Below are 20608 nucleotides of genomic sequence, written 5' to 3'. Positions count from 1 at the left end.
TTGTCGCCTTTCACCGGTGCCGGAGCGAATCCGCTCCGTGACCCCGCCGACCGACGGCTCCCGCGTATCGCGGGGCCGTCGGGTCTGGTCATCTTCGGCGTCACGGGCGATCTGTCCCGCAAGAAGCTGATGCCCGCCGTGTACGACCTCGCCAACCGGGGGCTGCTGCCGCCGGGCTTCTCCCTGGTCGGCTTCGCCCGCCGGGAGTGGGAGCACGAGGACTTCGCACAGGAGGTCCACGACGCCGTCAAGGAGCACGCCCGTACGCCCTTCCGCGAGGAGGTCTGGCAGCAGCTCGTCCAGGGCATGCGCTTCGTACAGGGCACCTTCGACGACGACGACGCGTTCGAGCGGCTGCGCGGCACGATCGAGGAGCTCGACAAGGCGCAGGGGACGGGCGGCAACTTCGCCTTCTACCTCTCCGTGCCGCCGGGCGCTTTCCCGGTCGTCATCCAGCAGTTGAAGAAGCACGGGCTGGCCGACCAGAAGAACGGCTCCTGGCGGCGCGCGGTCATCGAGAAGCCGTTCGGCCACGACCTGACCTCGGCCGAGGAGCTGAACCGGGTCGTCCACGAGGTCTTCGGCTCGGACCAGGTCTTCCGCATCGACCACTACCTGGGCAAGGAGACGGTCCAGAACATCCTGGCGCTGCGCTTCGCCAACACGATGTTCGAGCCGATCTGGAACCGGTCCTTCGTGGACCACGTACAGATCACGATGGCCGAGGACATCGGCATCGGCGGCCGGGCCGGCTACTACGACGGCATCGGCGCCGCCCGTGACGTCATCCAGAACCACCTGCTCCAGCTCATGGCGCTGACCGCGATGGAGGAGCCCGCCTCCTTCGACGCGGACGCGCTGGCCGCCGAGAAGACCAAGGTGCTCGGCGCGGTACGGCTGCCGAAGGACCTGGGCCGCGACACCGTGCGCGGGCAGTACGCGGCCGGCTGGCAGGGCGGCGCGAAGGCCGTCGGCTACCTCGAGGAAGACGGCATCGACGCCAAGTCGAAGACCGACACCTACGCGGCCATCAAGCTGGGCGTGGACAACCGCCGTTGGGCGGGCGTCCCCTTCTACCTGCGCACCGGCAAGCGGCTGGGCCGCCGGGTGACGGAGATCGCGGTCGTCTTCCAGCGCGCCCCGCACTCCCCCTTCGACTCCACGGCCACCGAGGAGCTGGGCGCGAACGCGATCGTCATCCGCGTCCAGCCCGACGAGGGCATCACGGTCCGCTTCGGCTCCAAGGTGCCCGGCACCTCCATGGAGATCCGGGACGTGTCCATGGACTTCGCCTACGGCGAGTCCTTCACCGAGTCCAGCCCCGAGGCGTACGAACGCCTCATCCTCGACGTGCTGCTGGGCGACTCGAACCTCTTCCCCCGCACGGAAGAGGTGGAGCTGTCCTGGAAGATCCTCGACCCGATCGAGCAGTACTGGGACAAGAACGGCAAGCCCGCGCAGTACCCGTCGGGCACCTGGGGGCCCGTCGAGGCCGACGAGATGCTCGAGCGAGACGGACGGAGCTGGCGCCGGCCATGAAGACAGACCTGACGGACACCACCGCCAGCAAGATCAACAAGGCGTTGGTGCTCGGCCGCCGCGCGATAGGCACGCCGGCCGTCGGCATGGTGCTCACCCTCGTCGTCGTGACGGACGAGGAGAACGCCTACGACGCCCTGAAGGCCGCGAACGACGCGTCGCACGAGCACCCCTCGCGCAAACTCGTCGTCATCAAGCGGGTCTCCCGTTCCTCCCGGGGCCGCACCCAGTCCCGCCTCGACGCCGAGGTCCGCCTCGGCGCGGACGCGGGCAGCGGCGAGACGGTCATCCTCCGGCTGTACGGCGAGGTCTCCGACCACGCCCAGTCCGTGGTGCTGCCGCTGCTGCTGCCGGACGCGCCGGTGGTGGTCTGGTGGTCGGTGGACGCCCCGCGCGACCCGGCGGGCGACCCGCTGGGCGCCCTGGGCCAGCGCCGCGTCACCGACAGCTACGCGGCGGAGAAGCCCGTCGACGAACTCCGCTCCCGCGCCGAGAGCTACGAGCCGGGCGACACCGACCTGGCGTGGGCCCGGATCACCCCGTGGCGTTCGATGCTGGCCGCCGCCCTGGACCAGGTCAGCAGCGAGATCGTGTCCGCCGAGGTGGCGGGCGAGGAGTCCAACCCGAGCGTGGAACTGCTCGCGATGTGGCTCGCCGACCGGCTCCATGTGCACGTCCGGCGCGCGGTCTCGGCCGGTCCCGGTCTGACCCAGGTACGCCTGGAGACGACCGGCGGCCCCATCACGCTGCACCGTTCGGACGGCGCGATGGCCACGCTGGCGCTGCCCGGCCAGCCGGACCGCACGGTGGCGCTCAAGCGCCGCGAGACGTCCGAGCTGCTCGCGGAGGAGCTGCGCAGGCTCGACCCCGACGACACGTACGCGTCCGCGCTGCGGTTCGGCGTGGACCGGCTCGGCGGGATCCTGTCGGCCGCGGAGCGGGTGGCGGTGCGCGCCGAGGCCGCCGCGCAGCCCGCGCCGTCCCTCCCGGTCCGCGCGGTACCGGACCCGTCCACCGCGAGCCGACCGACCACACCGGCCGCTCCGGTCACGCCGGCCGCACCGGTCACGCCGACCGCACCTGCCTCTCCGGTCCCGCCGACCGCACCGGTCACGCCGACCGCACCTGCCTCTCCGGTCCCGCCGACCGCACCGGCCGCGCCGACTCGCCTGGCCCTCAGCCCGGCCTCGGGCGACGGGGACGCCGACCGGCCGACTCCGGCGCAGATGCCGCCGGTGAAGAAAGCGGATCCGCAGTGAGCACCCCTCAACTGGTCGTGCACCGCGACAAGGAGCTGATGGCGCAGGCCGCCGCGGCCCGCCTCATCACGAAGATCGTGGACGCGCAGGCCTCCCGGGGCCAGGCGTCCGTGGTCCTCACCGGCGGCCGCAACGGCAACGGCCTGCTGGCCGCGCTGGCGGCGGCGCCCGCCCGGGACGCCGTCGACTGGGGCCGGCTCGACCTGTGGTGGGGCGACGAGCGCTTCCTGCCCGAGGACGACCCGGAGCGCAACGTCACGCAGGCCCGCGAGGCCCTGCTGGATTCTGTCCCGGTGGACCCGAAGCGCGTGCACGCCATGCCCGCGTCGGACGGTCCGTACGGCACCGACGTGGAGGCCGCCGCGGCGGCCTACGCCGAGGAGCTGGCCCGCGCGGCCGGCCCCGAGAACCACGGCGCGGTGCCCACCTTCGACGTCCTGATGCTGGGCGTCGGCCCGGACACCCACGTGGCCTCGCTCTTCCCCGAGCTGCCGGCCGTGCGGGAGACCGAGCGCACGGTGGTCGGCGTCCGCGGCGCGCCCAAGCCGCCGCCGACCCGGGTCACCCTCACCCTCCCGGCGATCCGGGCGGCCCGTGAGGTGTGGCTGCTCGCGGCCGGCGAGGACAAGGCACAGGCCGCGGCGATCGCCCTGTCCGGCGCGGGCGAGATCCAGGCCCCGGCGGCGGGCGCGCAGGGCCGCGCCCGAACCCTGTGGCTGCTGGACGCGGCGGCGGCCGCCCGGCTGCCGCGGTCGCTGTACCCTCCCGCGTCCCCCTGACGCGTCTTTCTGACGCGTCTGCGCCACCCCGGAACCCGTACGGTCAACCGCCGTACGGGTTCCGTCCGTTGTAGGGCTGGTAGGGGCCGCCGCCGTACGGGTGCTGCGGCGGCGCCCCGTACGGGTTGCCGTACGGGGCGCCCTGCGGCGGGATCGGGGGCGGGGGTGCCGCGTGCGTCGGGGGCAGGGTGACCGGGTGGGCCGCGAGCCGGATGCCGTACCGCCGCTTGAGGCGGCGCATCTCCAGCAGGGCGATCCCGGTGACCGTGACCGGTGCGCCCAGGATGAAGACGATGCCCATGGTGAGGCTCAGCCCGTGCAGGTCGCCGGTGACCAGGTCGGGGACGGCCATCAGCCAGGTCGTCACCGTCGCGAGCAGCGGCGGCAGGGAGCGGTGGACGGCGGCGGTGCCGAAGAAGTTGCCGGAGACCTGCACCGCTCCGTAGATCACCATGCCGGTCAGCCAGAGCGCCGCGAAGCCGAGCGGCACCAGCCAGAAGCCGCCGAGCGTCATGGTCTTTTTCCACAGGAACACCAGCCCGACGACCGAGCCGATGAAGAACAGCAGCAGCTTGAGCGAGTTGAACAGCGGCCCCCGCATCTGGCGGACGGTCCCGGTGCGCCGCCACACGAAGAGCATGACGCCGACCGTGAGCGGCGTGATGAAGAGCACGACGACGGACGCCGTCAGCATGTTCTCCAGCACTTCCTCGAAGGCGAACTTGCGCTGTACGAAGGTGTACACGCCGAACGCGGCGACGGCTCCGGCGATGATGCGTGCCTTCTTGAGCCGGTCCACGGACGGATCGACCGACGGCGGGATCCACGCCGGGTGGTACAACGCCTGCGCCACCTGTTTCGGCTGAAGGATCGACCGCATCGACAGCCTGTCGCTCATCCAGTTACCGCGCGTGCCTGCCACCTGCTACTCCCCCGAGTCGTCGCCGCGTGATCCTCGCGGATTTTACGGGAAGCGGACGGACTCCCGCCGCCCGCTTCCCTCTCCTTCACCGCATCGCCTAACGGCCGCGCAGCTCCCGGTACTTGGCGACCAGGGCCGTGGTGGAGGCGTCCAGGCCCGGCACCTGCGCGCCCTCGGTCAGGGCGGGTTCGACGCGCTTGGCGAGGACCTTGCCGAGCTCCACGCCCCACTGGTCGAAGGAGTCGATGTTCCACACCGCGCCCTGCACGAACACCTTGTGCTCGTAGAGCGCGATGAGCTGGCCGAGGACCGACGGGGTCAGCTCGCGGGCCAGGATCGTGGTCGTCGGGTGGTCGCCCTTGAACGTCTTGTGCGCCACCAGCTCCTCCGGCACGCCCTCCGCGCGCACCTCGTCGGGCGTCTTGCCGAAGGCCAGCGCCTGCGTCTGGGCGAAGAAGTTGGCCATCAACAGGTCGTGCTGCGCCTTGAGTTCGTCGCTCAGCTCGGCGACCGGCTCGGCGAAGCCGATGAAGTCGGCCGGGATGAGCTTCGTGCCCTGGTGGATCAACTGGTAGTAGGCGTGCTGCCCGTTGGTGCCCGGCGTGCCCCAGACGATCGGCCCGGTCTGCCAGTCGACCTCCTTGCCGTCCCGGCCGACGTACTTGCCGTTGGACTCCATGTCCAACTGCTGGAGGTAGGCGGCGAACTTGGAGAGGTAGTGGCTGTAGGGCAGCACGGCGTGCGACTGGGCGTCGTGGAAGTTGCCGTACCAGACGCCCAACAGGCCCAGCAGCAGCGGCACGTTGGACTCGGCGGGCGCGGTGCGGAAGTGCTCGTCGACAAGGTGGAACCCGTCGAGCAGCTCGCGGAAGCCGTCCGGGCCGATGGCGATCATCAGCGACAGGCCGATCGCCGAGTCGAAGGAGTAACGGCCGCCGACCCAGTCCCAGAACTCGAACATGTTCGCCGTGTCGATACCGAACCCGGCGACCTTCTCCGCGTTGGTCGACAGCGCCACGAAGTGCTTCGCGACCGCCTTCTCGTCCCCGTCCAGGCCCCTGAGCAGCCAGGACCGGGCCGACGTGGCGTTGGTGATCGTCTCGATGGTGGTGAACGTCTTGGACGCGATGATGAACAGCGTCGCGGCCGGGTCCAGGTCGCGGACCGCCTCGTGCAGGTCGGCGCCGTCCACGTTCGACACGAAGCGGACCGTGAGGTCGCGGTCGGTGAAGCCGCGCAGCACCTCGTAGGCCATCGCCGGACCCAGGTCGGAGCCGCCGATGCCGATGTTGACCACGTTCCTGATGCGCCGGCCGGTGTGGCCGGTCCAGGCGCCGGAGCGGACGCGGCCCGCGAAGTCGGCCATCTTGTCGAGGACGGCGTGCACCGCCGGGACGACGTTCTCCCCGTCGACCTCGATCACCGCGTCGCGCGGGGCGCGCAGCGCGGTGTGCAGGACGGCGCGGTCCTCGGTGGTGTTGATCTTCTCGCCGCGGAACATGGCGTCCCGCAGGCCGAAGACGTCGGTGGCGACGGCCAGCTCGCGCAGCAGCCGCAGCGTCTCGTCGGTGACGAGGTGCTTGGAGTAGTCGATGTGCAGGTCCCCGACCCGCACCGTGTATCCGGTGCCGCGCCCGGGCTCGGCGGCGAACAGCTCCCGCAGCCGCACCTCGCCGGCCTCTTCGCGGTGTCGGGCCAGAGCGGCCCACTCGGGCGTCTGGTCAAGCCTCGTACGGCCGTCTGCGTTCATGTCGGACTTCAGCCCTTCCTCGCCTGTCCATGCTGTTCAGCGCGTCTTGCCCCGCCGCTCCCAACCTAGTTGATCAGGAGGTGACGTCAGCCGTCGTGGCCTCGCCCCGCGGGGCACCCACAGGTACGTCCGCCGTGGCCGCCGGTATCAACGCGGCGACGGCGAGTGCGAAGAGCAGGGCCGCGAGCAGGGCGGGCGCGCCGAGGCCGAAGGCGCGGGCCGCCGCCCCGCCGAGCAGAGCGCCCACGGGGGCGCCGGAGGTGGAGGCCGTCCGGAAGGCGGCGGCGATGCGGCCCACCATGGCCGCCGGACTGCGCTGCTGCATCAGCGTCACCTGGTTGACGTTCCACACCATGTTCATCAGGCCGAGCAGCAGCATGCCCGCGAGCAGCGCGCCGAGGTGCCGGACGGTGCCCATGAGCAGCAGCGACACCGTCTGGACGACCCCGCAGAGCAGCAGGGCGCGGGCCCGGCCGCCGGTGTGGCGCGCGATGCGCCGGGCGAGGAAGCCGCCGGCGAGGCTGCCGAGCGCGTACACCGTCATCGCGGCGGCGAACCCGGTGGTGCCCGCGTGCAGCCGGCGCGTGACATGCAGCACCAGGGTGGCGATCAGGGCGCCCATGCCGATGTTGCACAGCAGGGTGGCCAGGCAGATCGGGCGCAGGACGCGGTCGCGCCACAGGTGGCGCAGGCCCGCGCCGATCTCGGCGCGCAGGGTGTCGCCGGCGGGGCGCGGGGGCCGCTCGGGCGGCCGTATCCGCAGGGACGCCACCAGGGCGGCGGCCAGCAGATAGGTGCCCGCGTCGGCGGCGAACGGCAGGAAGACTCCGACGCCGAGCAGCAGCGGCACGAAAGGGCCGGCGAGCAGTCCACCGGCGAGCTGTTGCCCGGTCATCAGGCGGGCGTTGGCCCCGCCGAGGGCCTCGGCGGCCACCAGGGAGGGCAGCAGGGCCGTGGCGGCGTTGTCGAAGAGCGTCTGAAGGGTGGTCAGCAGGAAGGCGAGGGCGAGCAGCAGGGGGACGGAGGCGTGGCCGAGGCCCACGGCGAGGGCGAAGGCGGCGACGAGCAGTCCGCGCACGGTGTCCACGGCCCACATCGCGCGCCGCTGGTCCACCCGGTCGGCGACGGCCCCGCCGAGCAGCCCGAACAGCAGCCACGGGAGGTAGCCGCAGGCGGTCACGGAGGCGATGACCAGCGGCTCGTCGGTGAGCTGGACGGCGAGCAGGGGTAACGCGGTCGTGCGCAGCGCGTCCCCGAACCGGGAGATCACGGCGGCGCTCCACAGCCGCCCGAACCCGCCACGCCACGCGGGCCCGACGCCCCCCGTACCGACCGCCGCCATGACTCCCCCTCACGGTTTCGCCGGTTCACCGCTCACGCGAGAACCACTACGAAAACCGTAAAGGGCACCACTGACAATCGCCCCGCCCACGGCCGGCGGCCCCGCCGCGAAACGACTCCGGCCAGGTGCCTCGAGGCACCTGGCCGGTCTCAACTTCTAGATCTCGCCCCGCAGTTTGGCGAGCGCCTCGGCGAGGATCGCCTCGCCGTCCGCGTCGCTGCGCCGCTCCCGCACGTAGGCGAGGTGCGTCTTGTAGGGCTCGGTGCGCGGCGGGGCCGGGGGGTTGTCCCGGTCCTGTCCGGCGGGGAAGCCGCAGCGCGGGCAGTCCCAGGTCTCGGGAACCTGCGCGTCGCTGGCGAAGCTGGGCACCGTCTCGTGTCCGTTGGAGCACCAGAAGGAGATGCGCAGACGCGGCGCGGACTCGCCCCGCTCGGCCTCGCCCATCGGCCCCGCCCCGACCCGGCTTCCTCGGATCGCGTTGCCACTTGCCACGGTCGTAACTCCCTGCGTGATGGTGCCGCAAAGCGAGTCGGCGTTTCGCTTCACTGCGAGCGCCTCAGTCTACGTAAGGCACAACACGCGTCCAGTGATTGGAGTTACAGCTCCCACACAAAGACGCAAGCCCCATGATAGGCCGCGCTCAACCGCGCGTACCGAACATGGGGCGTTACGTACCGGAATGTGTGCCTGGCGGGTCTGCTCAGGTGTTCGACTTCATCACGATGCCGAGGACGATGATGGTGGCGAACCACAGCACACCGATGACCACGGTGATGCGGTCGAGGTTGCGCTCGGCGACCGAGGAACCGCCGACGGAGGACTGCATGCCGCCACCGAACATGTCGGAGAGGCCGCCGCCCTTTCCCTTGTGCATCAGCACCAGCAGCATCAGCAGCAGGCTGAAGACGATCAGGGCGATCGAGAACCCCAAAACCACGGCTGGACCAACTTCCTCGGATTCGGATGACGACTCGGATGATCAACGGGGGCATAGCGTCACCCGCCATGCCCCCGCAAGAGTACGACGGATCGCCGCTACCGCATACTCGCAGCTCGGATCAGTGTGGGATCACCGGCGGATCACTGGTCGCGGAAGCGCACGATCTTGACGAATTCGTCGGTGTCGAGCGAGGCCCCGCCGATCAGCGCGCCGTCGATGTCGGCCTGCGCCATGATCTCGGCGACGTTGCCGGACTTCACGGAGCCGCCGTACTGGATGCGGACCTTGTCGGCCAGCTCCTGGGTGTAGAGCTCGGCGAGCTTGGCGCGGATGGCGGCGCAGACCTCCTGCGCGTCCTCGGCGCCGCAGACCTTGCCGGTGCCGATGGCCCACACGGGCTCGTAGGCGATCACGACGGACTCGGCCTGCTCGGCCGGGAGGTCCTTCAGACCGCCCTCGACCTGGGCGAGGGTGTGGGCGACGTGGTTGCCCGCCTCGCGGACCTCCAGCTCCTCGCCGACGCACAGGATCGGGGTCAGGCCGTGCTTGTAGGCGGCCTTGACCTTGGCGTTCACGAGGTCGTCGGTCTCGTTGTGGTACTGGCGGCGCTCGGAGTGGCCGATCGCCACGAACGTGCACTTCAGCTTGGCGAGCATGGGCCCGGAGATCTCGCCGGTGTAGGCGCCGGAGTCGTGCGCCGAGATGTCCTGGGCGCCGTACTTGATCTTGAGCTTGTCGCCGTCCACCAGGGTCTGCACGGAGCGCAGGTCGGTGAAGGGCGGCAGGACGGCGACCTCGACGGCCTCGTAGTCCTTGTCGGCCAGGGCGAAGGCGAGCTTCTGGACGTGGGCGATGGCCTCGAGGTGGTTGAGGTTCATCTTCCAGTTGCCCGCCATCAGCGGCGTGCGAGTGGTCATACGGGGTCAGTCCTCCAGTGCGGCGAGGCCGGGGAGCGTCTTGCCCTCGAGGTATTCGAGGGAGGCGCCGCCGCCGGTCGAGATGTGGCCGAATGCGTTCTCGTCGAAGCCCAGCAGGCGGACGGCCGCGGCGGAGTCGCCACCGCCGACGACCGTGAAGGCCGGGGAGTCGACGAGGGCCTGGGCGACCTCTTTGGTGCCCTCGGCGTAGTCGGGGTGCTCGAAGACGCCCATGGGGCCGTTCCAGAAGACGGTGGCGGCGTCGGCGAGCTTCGAGGCGTACAGCTTGCGGGTCGCGGGACCGATGTCCAGACCCTCCTGGTCGGCGGGGATCGCGTCCGCGGCGACAGTGGTGGGGTTCGTCGGGGCCTTGGCCTTCAGGTCCGGGAACGAGGGCGACACGAGGACGTCGACGGGCAGGACCAGCTCGACGCCGGTCTTCTCCGCGCGGTCCATGTACTCCTTCACGACCGGCACCTGGTCCTCCTGGAGGAGGGAGATGCCGACCTCGTGGCCCTTGGCCTTGAGGAAGGTGTAGGCCATGCCGCCGCCGATGAGGATGCGGTCGGCCTTGCCGAGGAGCTGGTCGATGACGGCCAGCTTGTCGGAGACCTTGGCGCCGCCGAGCGCGACGACGTACGGCCGCTTGACGTCCTCGGTGAGCTTCTTCAGGACGCCGACCTCGGTGGCGATCAGGAAGCCGGCGGCGTGCGGCAGGCGCGCCGGAAGGTCGTAGACGGAGGCGTGCTTACGGTGCACCGCGCCGAAGCCGTCGCCGACGTAGACGTCCGCCAGGGCGGCGAGGCGGTCGGCGAACTCGCCGCGCTCGGTGTCGTACTTGGCGGTCTCGCCCGGGTTGAAGCGCAGGTTCTCGATGACGGCGACCTGGCCGTCGGCCAGCGCGGCGACCGTGGAGCGGGCGGACTCGCCGACCGTGTCGGTCGCGAACGCCACGGCGGAGCCGAGGAGTTCGGCGAGCCGGGCGGCGGCGGGGGCCAGGGAGAACGCCGGGTCCGGCGCGCCCTTGGGCCGGCCCAGGTGCGAGGCGACGACCACCTTGGCGCCCGCGTCCGCGAGGGCCTTGACGGTGGGCAGCACGGCGCGGATCCGGCCGTCGTCGGCGATGGCCACGGTGCCGGCGGGGTCGCCGCCGGTTTCCAGCGGCACGTTGAGGTCGGCGCGGACGAACACCCGCTTGCCTGCGACGCCTTCGGCGAGAAGTTCGTCGATCGTCTTCATTACGGGGACTCCTGAGGAGGGCTCGTGGTGCTGGAGATCGCTCGTGATCGTGAGAGGGCTGTTCTGTACGTGCGGCAGGGCTCGGACGGCGCGTCCCTGCGCCGCTCGAGCCCTGCACTCACATCGAGGTGTCTGATCTGTCGATCAGAGCTGGCCGCCGACGAAGACCGTGAGGTCCACGAGGCGGTTGGAGTAGCCCCACTCGTTGTCGTACCAGCCGAGGATCTTCACCGAGTTGCCCTCCTGGACCATGGTCAGGGAGGAGTCGAAGGTGCAGGAGGCCGGGTCGCCGACGATGTCCGAGGAGACGATCTCGTCCTCGGTGTAGGCGAGGTAGCCCTTGAGGTCGCCGTCCTCGGCGGCCTTCTTGAACGCGGCGTTGACCTCGTCCTTGGTGACCTCGCGCTGGAGCGTCACGACCAGGTCGGTGGCCGAGCCGGTCGGGACCGGGACGCGCATCGCGATGCCGTCGAGCTTGCCCTTGAGCTGCGGGAGGACCAGGGCGGTCGCCTTCGCGGCGCCCGTCGTGGTCGGGATGATGTTCTCGGCGGCGGCGCGGGCGCGACGCAGGTCCGAGTGCGGGAAGTCCAGGATGCGCTGGTCGTTGGTGTACGCGTGGACCGTCGTCATCAGACCCTTGACGATGCCGAAGTTCTCGTCGAGGACCTTGGCCATCGGCGCCACACAGTTGGTGGTGCAGGAGGCGTTGGAGATGACGTGGTGGCTGGCCGCGTCGTACTTGTCCTGGTTGACGCCCATCACGATGGTGATGTCCTCATCCTTGGCCGGAGCCGAGATGAGGACCTTCTTGGCGCCGCCCGCGATGTGCTTGGCGGCGTCGGCCTTCTTGGTGAAGATGCCGGTCGACTCGATGACGATGTCGACGCCGAGCTCGCCCCACGGAATGTCGGCGGGGTTGCGCTCGGAGAGCACCTTGATGGTGTGGCCGTCGACCGTGATCGTGTCGGCGGTGTGCGACACCTCGGCCTTGAGGCGGCCCAGGATGGTGTCGTACTTGAGCAGGTGAGCCGTAGTCGCAGTGTCACCCAGGTCGTTGACAGCCACGATCTCGATGTCAGCACCCTGCTCCAGCAGCGCGCGGAAGTAGTTACGACCGATGCGGCCAAAGCCGTTGATGCCTACGCGGATCGTCACGAACCGATCTCCTCGTTGGTACGCCGGCTATGCGGTGCCGGCGAGCTGTATTTGGGATGTCCCCGACCACCCACGACCCTACCTCTCCGGGAGGGCCGGAGTGACATTGAGTCGCCCATACACGGCAGGGCGGTCCGTACCCGCCAGTAGGGGTACGGACCGCCCGGACCGGAAGACCTGATCACTCGATTTGATTACGAACGATCATGCGATGTTGACTTCGCCGTATCAGCTCTCAAGTGAGGCCAGCGCCTTTCCGATGAGCGCCTTGCGGTCGGCCGCCGCGGTGACGTGTTCCAGGCCGAAGCCCAGCAGCACGGTGTCGTCGGTGGTGACCGCGCCGTACGTCTGGAACAGGACGCCGGTGCGCGCCCAGTCCTTCAGGACGGCCGGGCTGCCCGCGGGCGGACCGGCGGCCTGCCAGGCGCCGAGCGACGTCTCGAAGCCCTCGGTCTCGGTGGCCGCGCCGCCGACGACCAGCGAGGCGTCGTCCACGAGGACGCCGTGGCCGCCGCTGCCGGGGTCGGTGACATAGGAGATCGACACCTCGACGCGCTTGCCGGCGTACGCGCTCAGGTCGAAGCTCGCCTGCTGCCAGCCGCTGGCGGCGCCGGTGAGGGCGTTCCAGGAACCGGTCGTTCCGGTCGCGGTGCAGGTGCTGGAGCCGACGGTGAGGTAGTGCCGCAGCCACGGGTGCTCGCCGACGTAGAAGCCGCCCCCGCAGTCCGTGGGGACGGCGGTGGTGGTGGCGCCGCCCGCCTCGGGGAGCGTGGTCCAGTCGTCGGCGCCGACCGTGTGGATCTCGACGATCGCGTTGTCGTAGCCCGGCTCGGTGTCCCACAGGAGCCGGGTGCGCAGGGCCGGCGCGCTCGCCGCGCCGACACCGGTGAGGTCGATGGTGCGGGTGAGGCGCTTGTAGGCGTCGTCGGTGTGCACGGCGGCGGCCATGTACGCGCCCGCGTACGGGCCGTACGGGTTGACCGTGCCGGCGAACTGTCCGGCGCCCGCGCTCGCGAACTGCGGGTATGCGGCGGCGGGCAGTTCGTCCGAGGTGACCCCGTAGGTGCCGGCCTTGTCGAGCGGGTTGCCGGGCGCCGCGCCGAGGGCGCCGCTGAGGCCGCCGAGCTTTCCGAAGCCGGTGAATCCGGTGGCGCCGGGGGTCGACGTACGGGAGTAGGCGCCCAGGTAGTACTGGCTGAAGTCGTCCGACGGGGTGCCGTCGCCGAGGTCGACATCGCCGCCGGCCTGCTCGCCCGCCTCGATCAGTTTGCCGCCCTCGTTGAGGAAGGCGCGCAGTTCGAGCTGGGTGGGGTTGCCGGGGACGTTCGCGCCCGTGTAGTGGACGACCGTGCCGAAGTGGCTCAGCACGCCGAGCGCGTCGGGCGCGCCCTGGGCGGCGACGTCCCAGACGACCGCCTTGCGGCCGTTGGCCTTCAGCGCGTCGACGTAGGTCTGCGCCTGCGTGGCGGCCGCGCCCTCCTCGGCGACGACGAGCGTGTCGGCCTTGGGGCGGGCGGCGATCGTGTAGGTGAAGTGCGAGCTGGAGACCTTCCTGCCCGCCTTGGTCTCACCGGTGAACCACACCTCGACCTTGTCGCCCGGCACGCCGTCCCGCACCTTGGCCCGGTACTCGTCGAAGTAGAGGTTGTCCTCCCCGCCGTAGATCTCGCCGCCCTGCCAGGCCTTGAGCGCCTGGTCGTGGGTGCGGCCGCCGTTGACGCGGTACTTGAGCTCCTTGTCCCGGATCGCCTTCCGTACGACGACGGAGACCTCCTGGTCCGCACCGCGCGCGTACGACGTGGTGAACGGCGCCGGGGTGAAGTCGGCCGCGCTCAGGCCCACCGAGGACGTCGGCGTGTCGGGGTGCGCGGCGGACTCGGCGACGGCGAGCGCGAACGGGACGTTCTTGGCGAACTCGTCCTGGATCAGCTTCTCGTCGTCGGGGAAGTTGAAGCCCGACTGGCAGTCCGCGGCGTTCCACTGGTCGTTCGGGTCGAGGTTCGAGGCGGTCTGGCAGGTCGACATCTCGGGGGTGAACATCCCCAGGCCGTTGACGTTCGTCGCGTGGCCGTCCGCCTCGCCGTTCGTCGTGTACAGCTCCGAGGAGACCTGCGGGTGGTAGCCGGGCACCGCGGAGTTGTCGGGGGTGCCGGCGAGCGCCTTGTAGACGACGTCGTCCGGGGTGTCGGTGGCGACCTGCCAGCCGACGCCGTAGAGGAGCAGTTCGGCGGCGGAGTGGTAGTTGATGCCGTAGGCGAAGCCGATGCGCTTCTCGAAGGCGTCCAGGGCCCGGGTCTCGGGCTCGGAGCCGGGGCTCGCGCCGCGGTAGGTCTGGCTGGTGGGGTTGGGGGACGAACCCTCGTCGTCGTAGCCCCACTTGTAGGGGAAGTTGCGGTTGAGGTCGACGCCGTCGCCGGTGGAGATCACGCCGTCGCCGTTGACGTCCCGCAGGTTCTTGCGCCACAGGCGGTTCGCGGGGTCCTGGAAGGTGTAGTCGTAGCCGTCGGGGTTGGCCGACAGGACGAACCACAGCTCGGTGGAGTCCACGATCTTCTTGATGCGCCGGTCGGTCGCGTAGCTGTCCAGATAGTGGTGCATCAGCCGCCGGGTCATCTCCGGGGTGATCCACTCGCGCGCGTGCTGGTTGGACATGTACAGGACCGCGGGCTTGGAGCCGTCCGCGGACTTCTTCGCGTTCCTGGTCAGCTTGAGCGCGAGGATGTCCTGGCCGTTCAGCGTCTTGCCGATGGAGACGACCTTGGTGAGGCCCGGGTTCTCCTGCGCGGTGCGCAGGATCTCCTCCTGTAGGCCGCCGCTGCCGCTGTAGGGGCGGAACACGCCCTCGGCGGCGGCCTCCACGCGATTCTCCGCCTTGGCCGAGAGCGTGTGCTCGGTGAGCTCGACGCCCTGCTTCCGGAGCTTCTTCGCCTGCTGGTCGGTGAGGTAGACCTCGACCGTGGCGGTGCCCTTCGCGGGCGCCTGCTCACCGAGTTCATGGCCGTCCTGGCCGGCCGCCAGCAGCAGGGGCACCTGCTGCCTGGTGACCTCGGCGCGGAACACCTTGACCTCGTCCGGGTCGGGTTTCGGTGCGTGTGCGGGTGCGGGCTGTGCCTGAGCGATGGGCGCGAGCGCCGCTCCACCGAGCAGCAGGGCGCCGACAGCGAGGATCGATCTCGCTCTTCGTCTCATGAACCCCCCAAGCGTCAGTTCGCCACAGCAGCGAACCCTGCCAGGCTCATGACAGTCGATGATCCAGTCAAGAGCGCCTCAAGGCCGCACAAACGCCGGTGGCGTCACCCGATCAGGCGACGCCACCGGCGTTTTGACAGGTTGTCAGCCGAATCTGACAGGTCGTCAGCCGACCAGGTTGTCGGCGAGCTCCTCGCTGAGGTTGGCCTCGGTGCTCGGGATGCCCAGGTCGGAGGCGCGCTTGTCGGCCATCGCCAGCAGCCGGCGGATCCGGCCGGCGACCGCGTCCTTCGTCAGCGGCGGGTCGGCGAGCGCGCCCAGCTCCTCCAGGGAGGCCTGCTTGTGGTCCATGCGCAGCCGGCCGGCCGCCGCGAGATGCTCGGGCACCTCCTCGCCGAGGATCTCCAGGGCGCGCTGGACGCGGGCCCCGGCGGCGACGGCGGCCCGCGCGGAGCGGCGCAGGTTGGCGTCGTCGAAGTTGGCGAGCCGGTTCGCCGTGGCGCGCACCTCGCGGCGCATCCGGCGCTCCTCCCAGGCCAGCACCGACTCGTGAGCGCCCAGCCGGGTGAGCAGCGCCCCGATCGCGTCGCCGTCGCGGACGACGACCCGGTCGATGCCGCGCACCTCGCGCGCCTTCGCCGCGATGGAGAGCCGGCGGGCTGCGCCGACCAGCGCGAGCGCGGCCTCCGGGCCCGGGCAGGTCACCTCCAGGGAGGAGGAGCGGCCGGGCTCGGTGAGCGAGCCGTGCGCCAGGAACGCCCCGCGCCAGGCCGCCTCCGCGTCACAGGTCGCACCGGAGACCACCTGCGGGGGCAGGCCCCGGATCGGGCGGCCGCGGCCGTCGACCAGCCCGGTCTGCCGGGCGAGCTGGTCGCCGCCCGCGACCACCCGCACCACGTAGCGCGAGCCTCGGCGCAGACCGCCCGGGGCCATCACGATCAGCTCCGAGCTGTGCCCGAAGATCTCCAGAATGTCCCGCTTGAGCCGCCGGGCCGCCATCGCGGTGTCGAGCTCCGCCTCGATCACGATCCGCCCGCTCACCAGGTGGAGGCCGCCGGCGAACCGCAGAATGGCGGAGACCTCCGCCTTTCTGCAGCAGGTCCGGGTGACGGGGAGCCGGGAGATCTCGTCCTTCACCGCTGCCGTCATCGCCATGGGCCGATCCTTCCATGCATCCGAAAAATACGGTCGTACGCGGCGGCCAACAGCTCCGGATCATGCCTCGGGGTCCCGTCGGGCCGGGCCACCGGCGCCAGCTCGACCGCGGCCCCGAACCGTTTGGCGGCGTCGGTCAGCGAGTCGCGGTCGGGCACGGCGGCCTCGTCGGCCAGCACCACGTCCAGGGTGAGTTTAGGGGCGTGTCGTCCCAAAACCTCCAAATGACGCTGCGGGGAGAAGCCGTCGGTTTCTCCGGGCTGCGGGGCGAGGTTCAGGGAGAGCACCCGGCGGGCCTTCGTCTCCATGAGGGCGGTCAGCAGATCGGGCACCAGCAGGTGCGGCATGACCGAGGAGAACCAGGAGCCGGGCCCGAGCACCACCCAGTCCGCGTCCAGGACGGCGGCCACCGCCTCCGGGACGGCCGGCGGGTCGTTCGGCACCAGGTGCACGGACTGCACCTCGCCGCGGGTCAGCGCCACCGTGGCCTGTCCCCGGACGGTGTCGACGTCGTCCGGGCGCTCCGGGTCGTGCCCCTTGACCAGCGCCTGGAGCTCCAGCGGGACGGCGGACATGGGCAGCACCCGGCCCTGCGCGCCGAGCAGCTTGCCGACCAGGTCCAGGGCCTGCACGTGGTCGCCGAGCTGCTCCCACAGGGCGACGATCAGCAGGTTGCCCACCGCGTGGCCGTTGATCTCGCCCTGCGACTGGAAGCGGTGCTGGATGACACGGGCCCAGGTCTGCCCCCAGTCGTCGTCGCCGCACAGGGCGGCCAGCGCCTTGCGCAGGTCCCCGGGCGGCAGTACGCCCAGCTCGTCGCGCAGGCGGCCGCTGGAGCCGCCGTCGTCGGCGACCGTGACGACGCCGGTGAGGTCGCCGGTGATCCGGCGCAGCGCGGTGAGCGAGGCGGACAGGCCCATGCCGCCGCCGAGGGCGACGACCTTGGGCTGGGTGCCGCGGCGGCGCGGCTTGCCGCCGCGGGCCTCGACCGGCCGGCTCACGCGCCCGTCCGGCGCCACCCTGCGCAGCCGGCCGAGCCGCGGAGTACGTCCTGTCATTCCCGTCCCATGTCCCGGTGCACGACCACCGTCTCCACGCCCTCGGCCGCGAGGCGCGCGGCGAGCTTCTCCGACATGGCCACCGAGCGGTGCTTGCCGCCCGTACAGCCGACCGCGATGGTCACATAGCGCTTGCCCTCCCGGCGGTAGCCCGCGGCAACGAGCTGGAGGAGCTCCGCGTACCGGTCGAGGAACTCCTTCGCGCCGGGCTGGTTGAGGACGTACGCCGAGACCTCCTCGTGCAGCCCGCTGAAGGGGCGCAGCTCCGGGACCCAGTGCGGGTTGGGCAGGAAGCGCATGTCCACGACCAGGTCGGCGTCGACCGGCAGGCCGTACTTGAAGCCGAAGGACATCACGGTGGCCCGCAGCTCGGGCTCCTCGTCGCCCGCGAACTGGGCGTCCATCTTGGCGCGCAGCTCGTGCACGTTGAGGCTGGAGGTGTCGATCACCAGGTCGGCGTCGCCGCGCAGCTCCCGCAGCAGCTCGCGCTCGGCGGCGATCCCGTCGACGATCCGGCCGTCGCCCTGGAGGGGGTGCGGGCGGCGCACTCCTTCGAAGCGGCGCACCAGGGCGTCGTCGGAGGACTCCAGGAAGACGATGCGCCGGGTGACGTTCTTCGCCTCCAGGTCGGCGAGGGACTCCCGGAGGTTGTCGAAGAAGCGCCGGCCTCGGACGTCGACGACGACCGCGATCCGCGCCACGTTGCCCTGGGAGCGGGCGCCCAGGTCCACCATGGTGGGGATCAGGGCGGGCGGGAGGTTGTCGACGACGAACCAGCCGAGGTCCTCCAGACACTTGGCCGCCGTGGAGCGGCCGGCCCCGGACATACCGGAGATGATCACCAGCTCGGGGATGGCCGCCTCGGGGATCCCGGGCGGTGTGACGTCCGTACTCACCTGTGCTCCGTCTTCCTGACGTGCTTCTTGCTGGGGGCTGGGGCTGTCGGGGGCCGCGGGGGCCTGTTCTCGCTGGGCTGTGGGGTGTGTCTCGTGCTCGGTCATGTCTCCTGCCCCGGTCGTTCTTCCGGGGCGCCCGCCGTCACGGGATCTCCGGGGGAACCCGCCGTGGTGTCGGGTTCCTCGTCTTCAATAATCTCTCCGGTCGCCGTGTTCACGGCGGGGGCGGGCGGTGCCGCCCCGGCGAGGGCCGCGGCGATGGTCTCGGCCGTCTTGCGGCCTATGCCGGGGACCTCGCAGATCTGGTCGATCGTCGCGGTGCGCAGCTTCTTCACCGAGCCGAAGTATTTGATCAGCGCCTGCTTGCGGGTCTCGCCGAGACCCGGCACCTCGTCCAGCGGGCCGGCGCGCAGGCGCTTGGCCCGCTTGGTGCGCTGATAGGTGATCGCGAAGCGGTGGGCCTCGTCGCGGACGCGCTGGAGCAGGTAGAGGCCCTCGCTGCTGCGGGGCAGGACGACCGGGTCGTCGTCGTGCGGCAGCCAGACCTCCTCCAGGCGCTTGGCGAGGCCGCAGACGGCGATGTCGTCGATGCCGAGCTCGTCCAGCGCCCGCCGGGCGGCCGCGACCTGCGGCTGTCCGCCGTCGACGACGACGAGCTGGGGCGGGTAGGCGAAGCGCTTGGGGCGGCCCTCGTCGTCCTTCAGGCCGGGGACGCCGCCCTGGCCGAGGTCGCCCGGATCCTGGCCGGGGCCGTCGCCGGACCCCGCCCCCGGCTCCTCGTCGACCCACTCGCCGGTGCGCTCCTTGTCGGCGAGGTAGCGCCGGAAGCGGCGGGTGATGACCTCGTGCATGGAGCGGACGTCGTCCTGGCCCTCGAAGCTCTTGATCTGGAAGCGGCGGTACTCGCTCTTGCGCTGCAGTCCGTCCTCGAAGACGACCATGGAGGCCACGACGTCGTCGCCCTGGAGGTGGGAGATGTCATAGCACTCGATGCGCAGCGGGGCGCTGTCCAGGTCGAGGGCCTCGGCGATCTCCTCCAGGGCACGCGAGCGCGTGGTGAGGTCGGAGGCCCGCTTCGTCTTGTGCAGGACGAGCGCCTGCTGCGCGTTGCGCTCGACGGTCTCCATCAGGGCCTTCTTGTCGCCCCGCTGCGGGATGCGCAGCGACACGTTGGACCCGCGGCGCACGGTGAGCCACTCCTGGACGGGTTCGACGGGGTCGGGCAGGGCGGGGACCAGGACCTCCTTGGGGACCGAGTCGCCCCGCTCCTCGCCGTACAACTGCTGGAGGGCGTGCTCGACGAGGGCGCCGGTCGTGACGTCCTCGACCTTGTCGGTGACCCAGCCGCGCTGGCCGCGCACCCGGCCGCCGCGGACGTGGAAGATCTGGACGGCCGCCTCCAACTCGTCCTCGGCGACCGCGATCAGGTCGGCGTCGGTCGCGTCCGCGAGCACGACCGCGTTCTTCTCCATGGCCTTCTTCAGGGCCTCGATGTCGTCGCGCAGGCGGGCGGCCCGCTCGTACTCCATCTCGTCGGCCGCCTCCGTCATCTGCTTCTCCAGGCGGCGGAGGTAGGTGCCGGTGCGGCCGGTCATGAAGTCGCAGAACTCGTCGGCGAGTTCCCAGTGGTCGTCGGCGGAGATCCGGTCGACGCAGGGCGCGGAGCACTTGCCGATGTAGCCGAGCAGACAGGGCCGGCCGGTGCGGGTGGCGTTCTTGAAGACACCGGCGGAGCAGGTGCGCACCGGAAAGACGCGCAGCAGCAGGTCGACCGTGTCCCGGATCGCCCACGCGTGCGCGTACGGCCCGAAGTACCTGACGCCCTTCTTCTTCTGACCGCGCATCACCTGCACGCGCGGGAACCGCTCGTTCATCGTGACCGCGAGGTACGGGTAGCTCTTGTCGTCGCGGTACTTGACGTTGAACCGGGGGTCGTACTCCTTGATCCAGGAGTACTCCAGTTGCAGCGCCTCGACCTCCGTGGACACCACCGTCCACTCCACGGACGCGGCCGTGGTGACCATCGTGCGGGTGCGCGGGTGCAGGCCCGCCAGGTCCTGGAAGTAGCTCGCCAGGCGTTGGCGCAGGCTCTTGGCCTTCCCGACGTAGATCACCCGGCGGTGCTCGTCGCGGAATCGGTACACCCCGGGGGAGTCCGGGATCTGTCCCGGCTTGGGGCGGTAGCTGGAGGGGTCGGCCATGTCTCACACCCTACTGGCGCGCGGTGACAGTCCGGCGGGGCTGTGGACAACCGCCGGGGTGTCCGACGTGACGCCCGGCGGGGCGTCCGGCGGGGCGTCCGGCGGGGCGTCCGGCGGGGGCTGTGGACAAGTGGGGCACGGGCGGCGCGGCCCGGGGGCACCGACTCGGCCACGTGCACGTGTCACCACGACATCAGGTGTTGTCCGGACTTGGTCAACACGCTTCAATGCGGGGGAACTCGGGGCCTTGAAGGCCGCCGCACGGAC

At 71.0% G+C, this 20608-nt stretch carries 16 protein-coding genes; 3 read left to right on the top strand and 13 right to left on the bottom strand.

Annotated elements, in window-relative coordinates; all coding sequences use genetic code 11:
• Genes zwf through pgl form a run of 3 tightly spaced genes read left to right on the top strand, consistent with a single transcriptional unit; the run spans position 1 to position 3577 of the window.
• Positions 1 to 1539, top strand: coding sequence for a glucose-6-phosphate dehydrogenase (gene zwf, locus BMZ82_RS09010; protein WP_093773560.1), 1539 nt, complete (start codon positions 1 to 3; stop codon positions 1537 to 1539).
• A complete protein-coding gene (opcA, locus tag BMZ82_RS09005) occupies positions 1536 to 2798 on the top strand; it encodes a glucose-6-phosphate dehydrogenase assembly protein OpcA (protein ID WP_093773558.1) in 1263 nt (420 codons plus the stop codon). Before zwf ends, opcA begins: the two co-directional genes overlap by 4 nt.
• Positions 2795 to 3577 carry a 6-phosphogluconolactonase gene (gene pgl / locus BMZ82_RS09000; protein ID WP_093773556.1) on the top strand — a complete coding sequence of 261 codons (783 nt, stop codon included), beginning with the start codon at positions 2795 to 2797 and terminating at the stop codon, positions 3575 to 3577. Before opcA ends, pgl begins: the two co-directional genes overlap by 4 nt.
• A 43-nt stretch (positions 3578 to 3620) precedes the next feature.
• Here the strand turns inward: pgl and BMZ82_RS08995 are convergent, their stop codons facing one another.
• From BMZ82_RS08995 to uvrC, 13 genes are all read right to left on the bottom strand, one after another.
• On the bottom strand, positions 3621 to 4475 hold the full coding sequence (locus BMZ82_RS08995) for a hypothetical protein (protein ID WP_093773554.1): 855 nt from the start codon (positions 4473 to 4475) through the stop codon (positions 3621 to 3623).
• Positions 4476 to 4596: 121 nt separating this feature from the next.
• Positions 4597 to 6249: a glucose-6-phosphate isomerase gene (pgi, locus tag BMZ82_RS08990; protein ID WP_093773552.1), complete on the bottom strand. Its 1653-nt coding sequence runs from the start codon at positions 6247 to 6249 to the stop codon at positions 4597 to 4599.
• A gap of 73 nt (positions 6250 to 6322) precedes the next feature.
• Entirely contained in the window at positions 6323 to 7591 is a 1269-nt protein-coding gene (locus BMZ82_RS08985) for an MFS transporter (protein ID WP_093773550.1), read from the bottom strand.
• Positions 7592 to 7747: 156 nt separating this feature from the next.
• A complete protein-coding gene (locus BMZ82_RS08980; protein ID WP_082412914.1) occupies positions 7748 to 8083 on the bottom strand; it encodes an RNA polymerase-binding protein RbpA in 336 nt (111 codons plus the stop codon).
• Positions 8084 to 8291: 208 nt separating this feature from the next.
• Complete coding sequence (gene secG, locus BMZ82_RS08975; protein WP_093773548.1) at positions 8292 to 8528, bottom strand: preprotein translocase subunit SecG; 237 nt, start codon at positions 8526 to 8528, stop codon at positions 8292 to 8294.
• Positions 8529 to 8671: 143 nt separating this feature from the next.
• A complete protein-coding gene (tpiA, locus tag BMZ82_RS08970; protein ID WP_093773546.1) occupies positions 8672 to 9448 on the bottom strand; it encodes a triose-phosphate isomerase in 777 nt (258 codons plus the stop codon).
• A 6-nt stretch (positions 9449 to 9454) separates the two neighbouring features.
• Positions 9455 to 10687, bottom strand: coding sequence for a phosphoglycerate kinase (gene pgk / locus BMZ82_RS08965; protein ID WP_093773544.1), 1233 nt, complete (start codon positions 10685 to 10687; stop codon positions 9455 to 9457).
• 144 nt (positions 10688 to 10831) lie between these two features.
• The gene (gene gap, locus BMZ82_RS08960; RefSeq protein WP_093773542.1) at positions 10832 to 11842 is read right to left on the bottom strand and encodes a type I glyceraldehyde-3-phosphate dehydrogenase; all 1011 of its coding nucleotides are present in this window, start codon (positions 11840 to 11842) and stop codon (positions 10832 to 10834) included.
• 228 nt (positions 11843 to 12070) lie between these two features.
• Positions 12071 to 15031 (bottom strand): M14 family metallopeptidase, encoded by a 2961-nt coding sequence (locus tag BMZ82_RS08955; protein WP_093773540.1) that lies wholly within the window; start codon positions 15029 to 15031, stop codon positions 12071 to 12073.
• Between the two features lie 165 nt (positions 15032 to 15196).
• The gene (gene whiA, locus BMZ82_RS08950; protein WP_093773538.1) at positions 15197 to 16186 is read right to left on the bottom strand and encodes a DNA-binding protein WhiA; all 990 of its coding nucleotides are present in this window, start codon (positions 16184 to 16186) and stop codon (positions 15197 to 15199) included.
• Positions 16177 to 17244, bottom strand: coding sequence for a gluconeogenesis factor YvcK family protein (gene yvcK / locus BMZ82_RS08945; RefSeq protein WP_093773536.1), 1068 nt, complete (start codon positions 17242 to 17244; stop codon positions 16177 to 16179). The genes whiA and yvcK overlap by 10 nt, the downstream gene beginning before the upstream one ends.
• Entirely contained in the window at positions 17241 to 18245 is a 1005-nt protein-coding gene (gene rapZ / locus BMZ82_RS08940) for an RNase adapter RapZ (protein WP_093773534.1), read from the bottom strand. Before rapZ ends, yvcK begins: the two co-directional genes overlap by 4 nt.
• Positions 18242 to 20341 carry an excinuclease ABC subunit UvrC gene (gene uvrC / locus BMZ82_RS08935; protein ID WP_093773532.1) on the bottom strand — a complete coding sequence of 700 codons (2100 nt, stop codon included), beginning with the start codon at positions 20339 to 20341 and terminating at the stop codon, positions 18242 to 18244. Before uvrC ends, rapZ begins: the two co-directional genes overlap by 4 nt.
• Positions 20342 to 20608 lie beyond the last annotated feature (267 nt).

This window comes from Streptomyces sp. yr375 (assembly GCF_900110755.1).
Classification (GTDB): domain Bacteria; phylum Actinomycetota; class Actinomycetes; order Streptomycetales; family Streptomycetaceae; genus Streptomyces.
Note: the sequence above shows the minus strand (reverse complement) of the source record. Positions and strands in the feature narration are given on the sequence as shown.

What these genes read in the sequence shown, in the direction of transcription:
- yvcK (WP_093773536.1), bottom strand. Translation starts at nt 17,244, where the DNA reads ATGACAGGACGTACTCCGCGGCTCGGCCGGCTGCGCAGGGTGGCGCCG.
- uvrC (WP_093773532.1), bottom strand. Translation starts at nt 20,341, where the DNA reads ATGGCCGACCCCTCCAGCTACCGCCCCAAGCCGGGACAGATCCCGGAC.
- rapZ (WP_093773534.1), bottom strand. Translation starts at nt 18,245, where the DNA reads ATGACCGAGCACGAGACACACCCCACAGCCCAGCGAGAACAGGCCCCC.
- BMZ82_RS08995 (WP_093773554.1), bottom strand. Translation starts at nt 4,475, where the DNA reads ATGAGCGACAGGCTGTCGATGCGGTCGATCCTTCAGCCGAAACAGGTG.
- opcA (WP_093773558.1), top strand. Translation starts at nt 1,536, where the DNA reads ATGAAGACAGACCTGACGGACACCACCGCCAGCAAGATCAACAAGGCG.
- pgi (WP_093773552.1), bottom strand. Translation starts at nt 6,249, where the DNA reads ATGAACGCAGACGGCCGTACGAGGCTTGACCAGACGCCCGAGTGGGCC.
- BMZ82_RS08955 (WP_093773540.1), bottom strand. Translation starts at nt 15,031, where the DNA reads ATGAGACGAAGAGCGAGATCGATCCTCGCTGTCGGCGCCCTGCTGCTC.
- pgk (WP_093773544.1), bottom strand. Translation starts at nt 10,687, where the DNA reads ATGAAGACGATCGACGAACTTCTCGCCGAAGGCGTCGCAGGCAAGCGG.
- whiA (WP_093773538.1), bottom strand. Translation starts at nt 16,186, where the DNA reads ATGGCGATGACGGCAGCGGTGAAGGACGAGATCTCCCGGCTCCCCGTC.
- BMZ82_RS08985 (WP_093773550.1), bottom strand. Translation starts at nt 7,591, where the DNA reads ATGGCGGCGGTCGGTACGGGGGGCGTCGGGCCCGCGTGGCGTGGCGGG.
- tpiA (WP_093773546.1), bottom strand. Translation starts at nt 9,448, where the DNA reads ATGACCACTCGCACGCCGCTGATGGCGGGCAACTGGAAGATGAACCTC.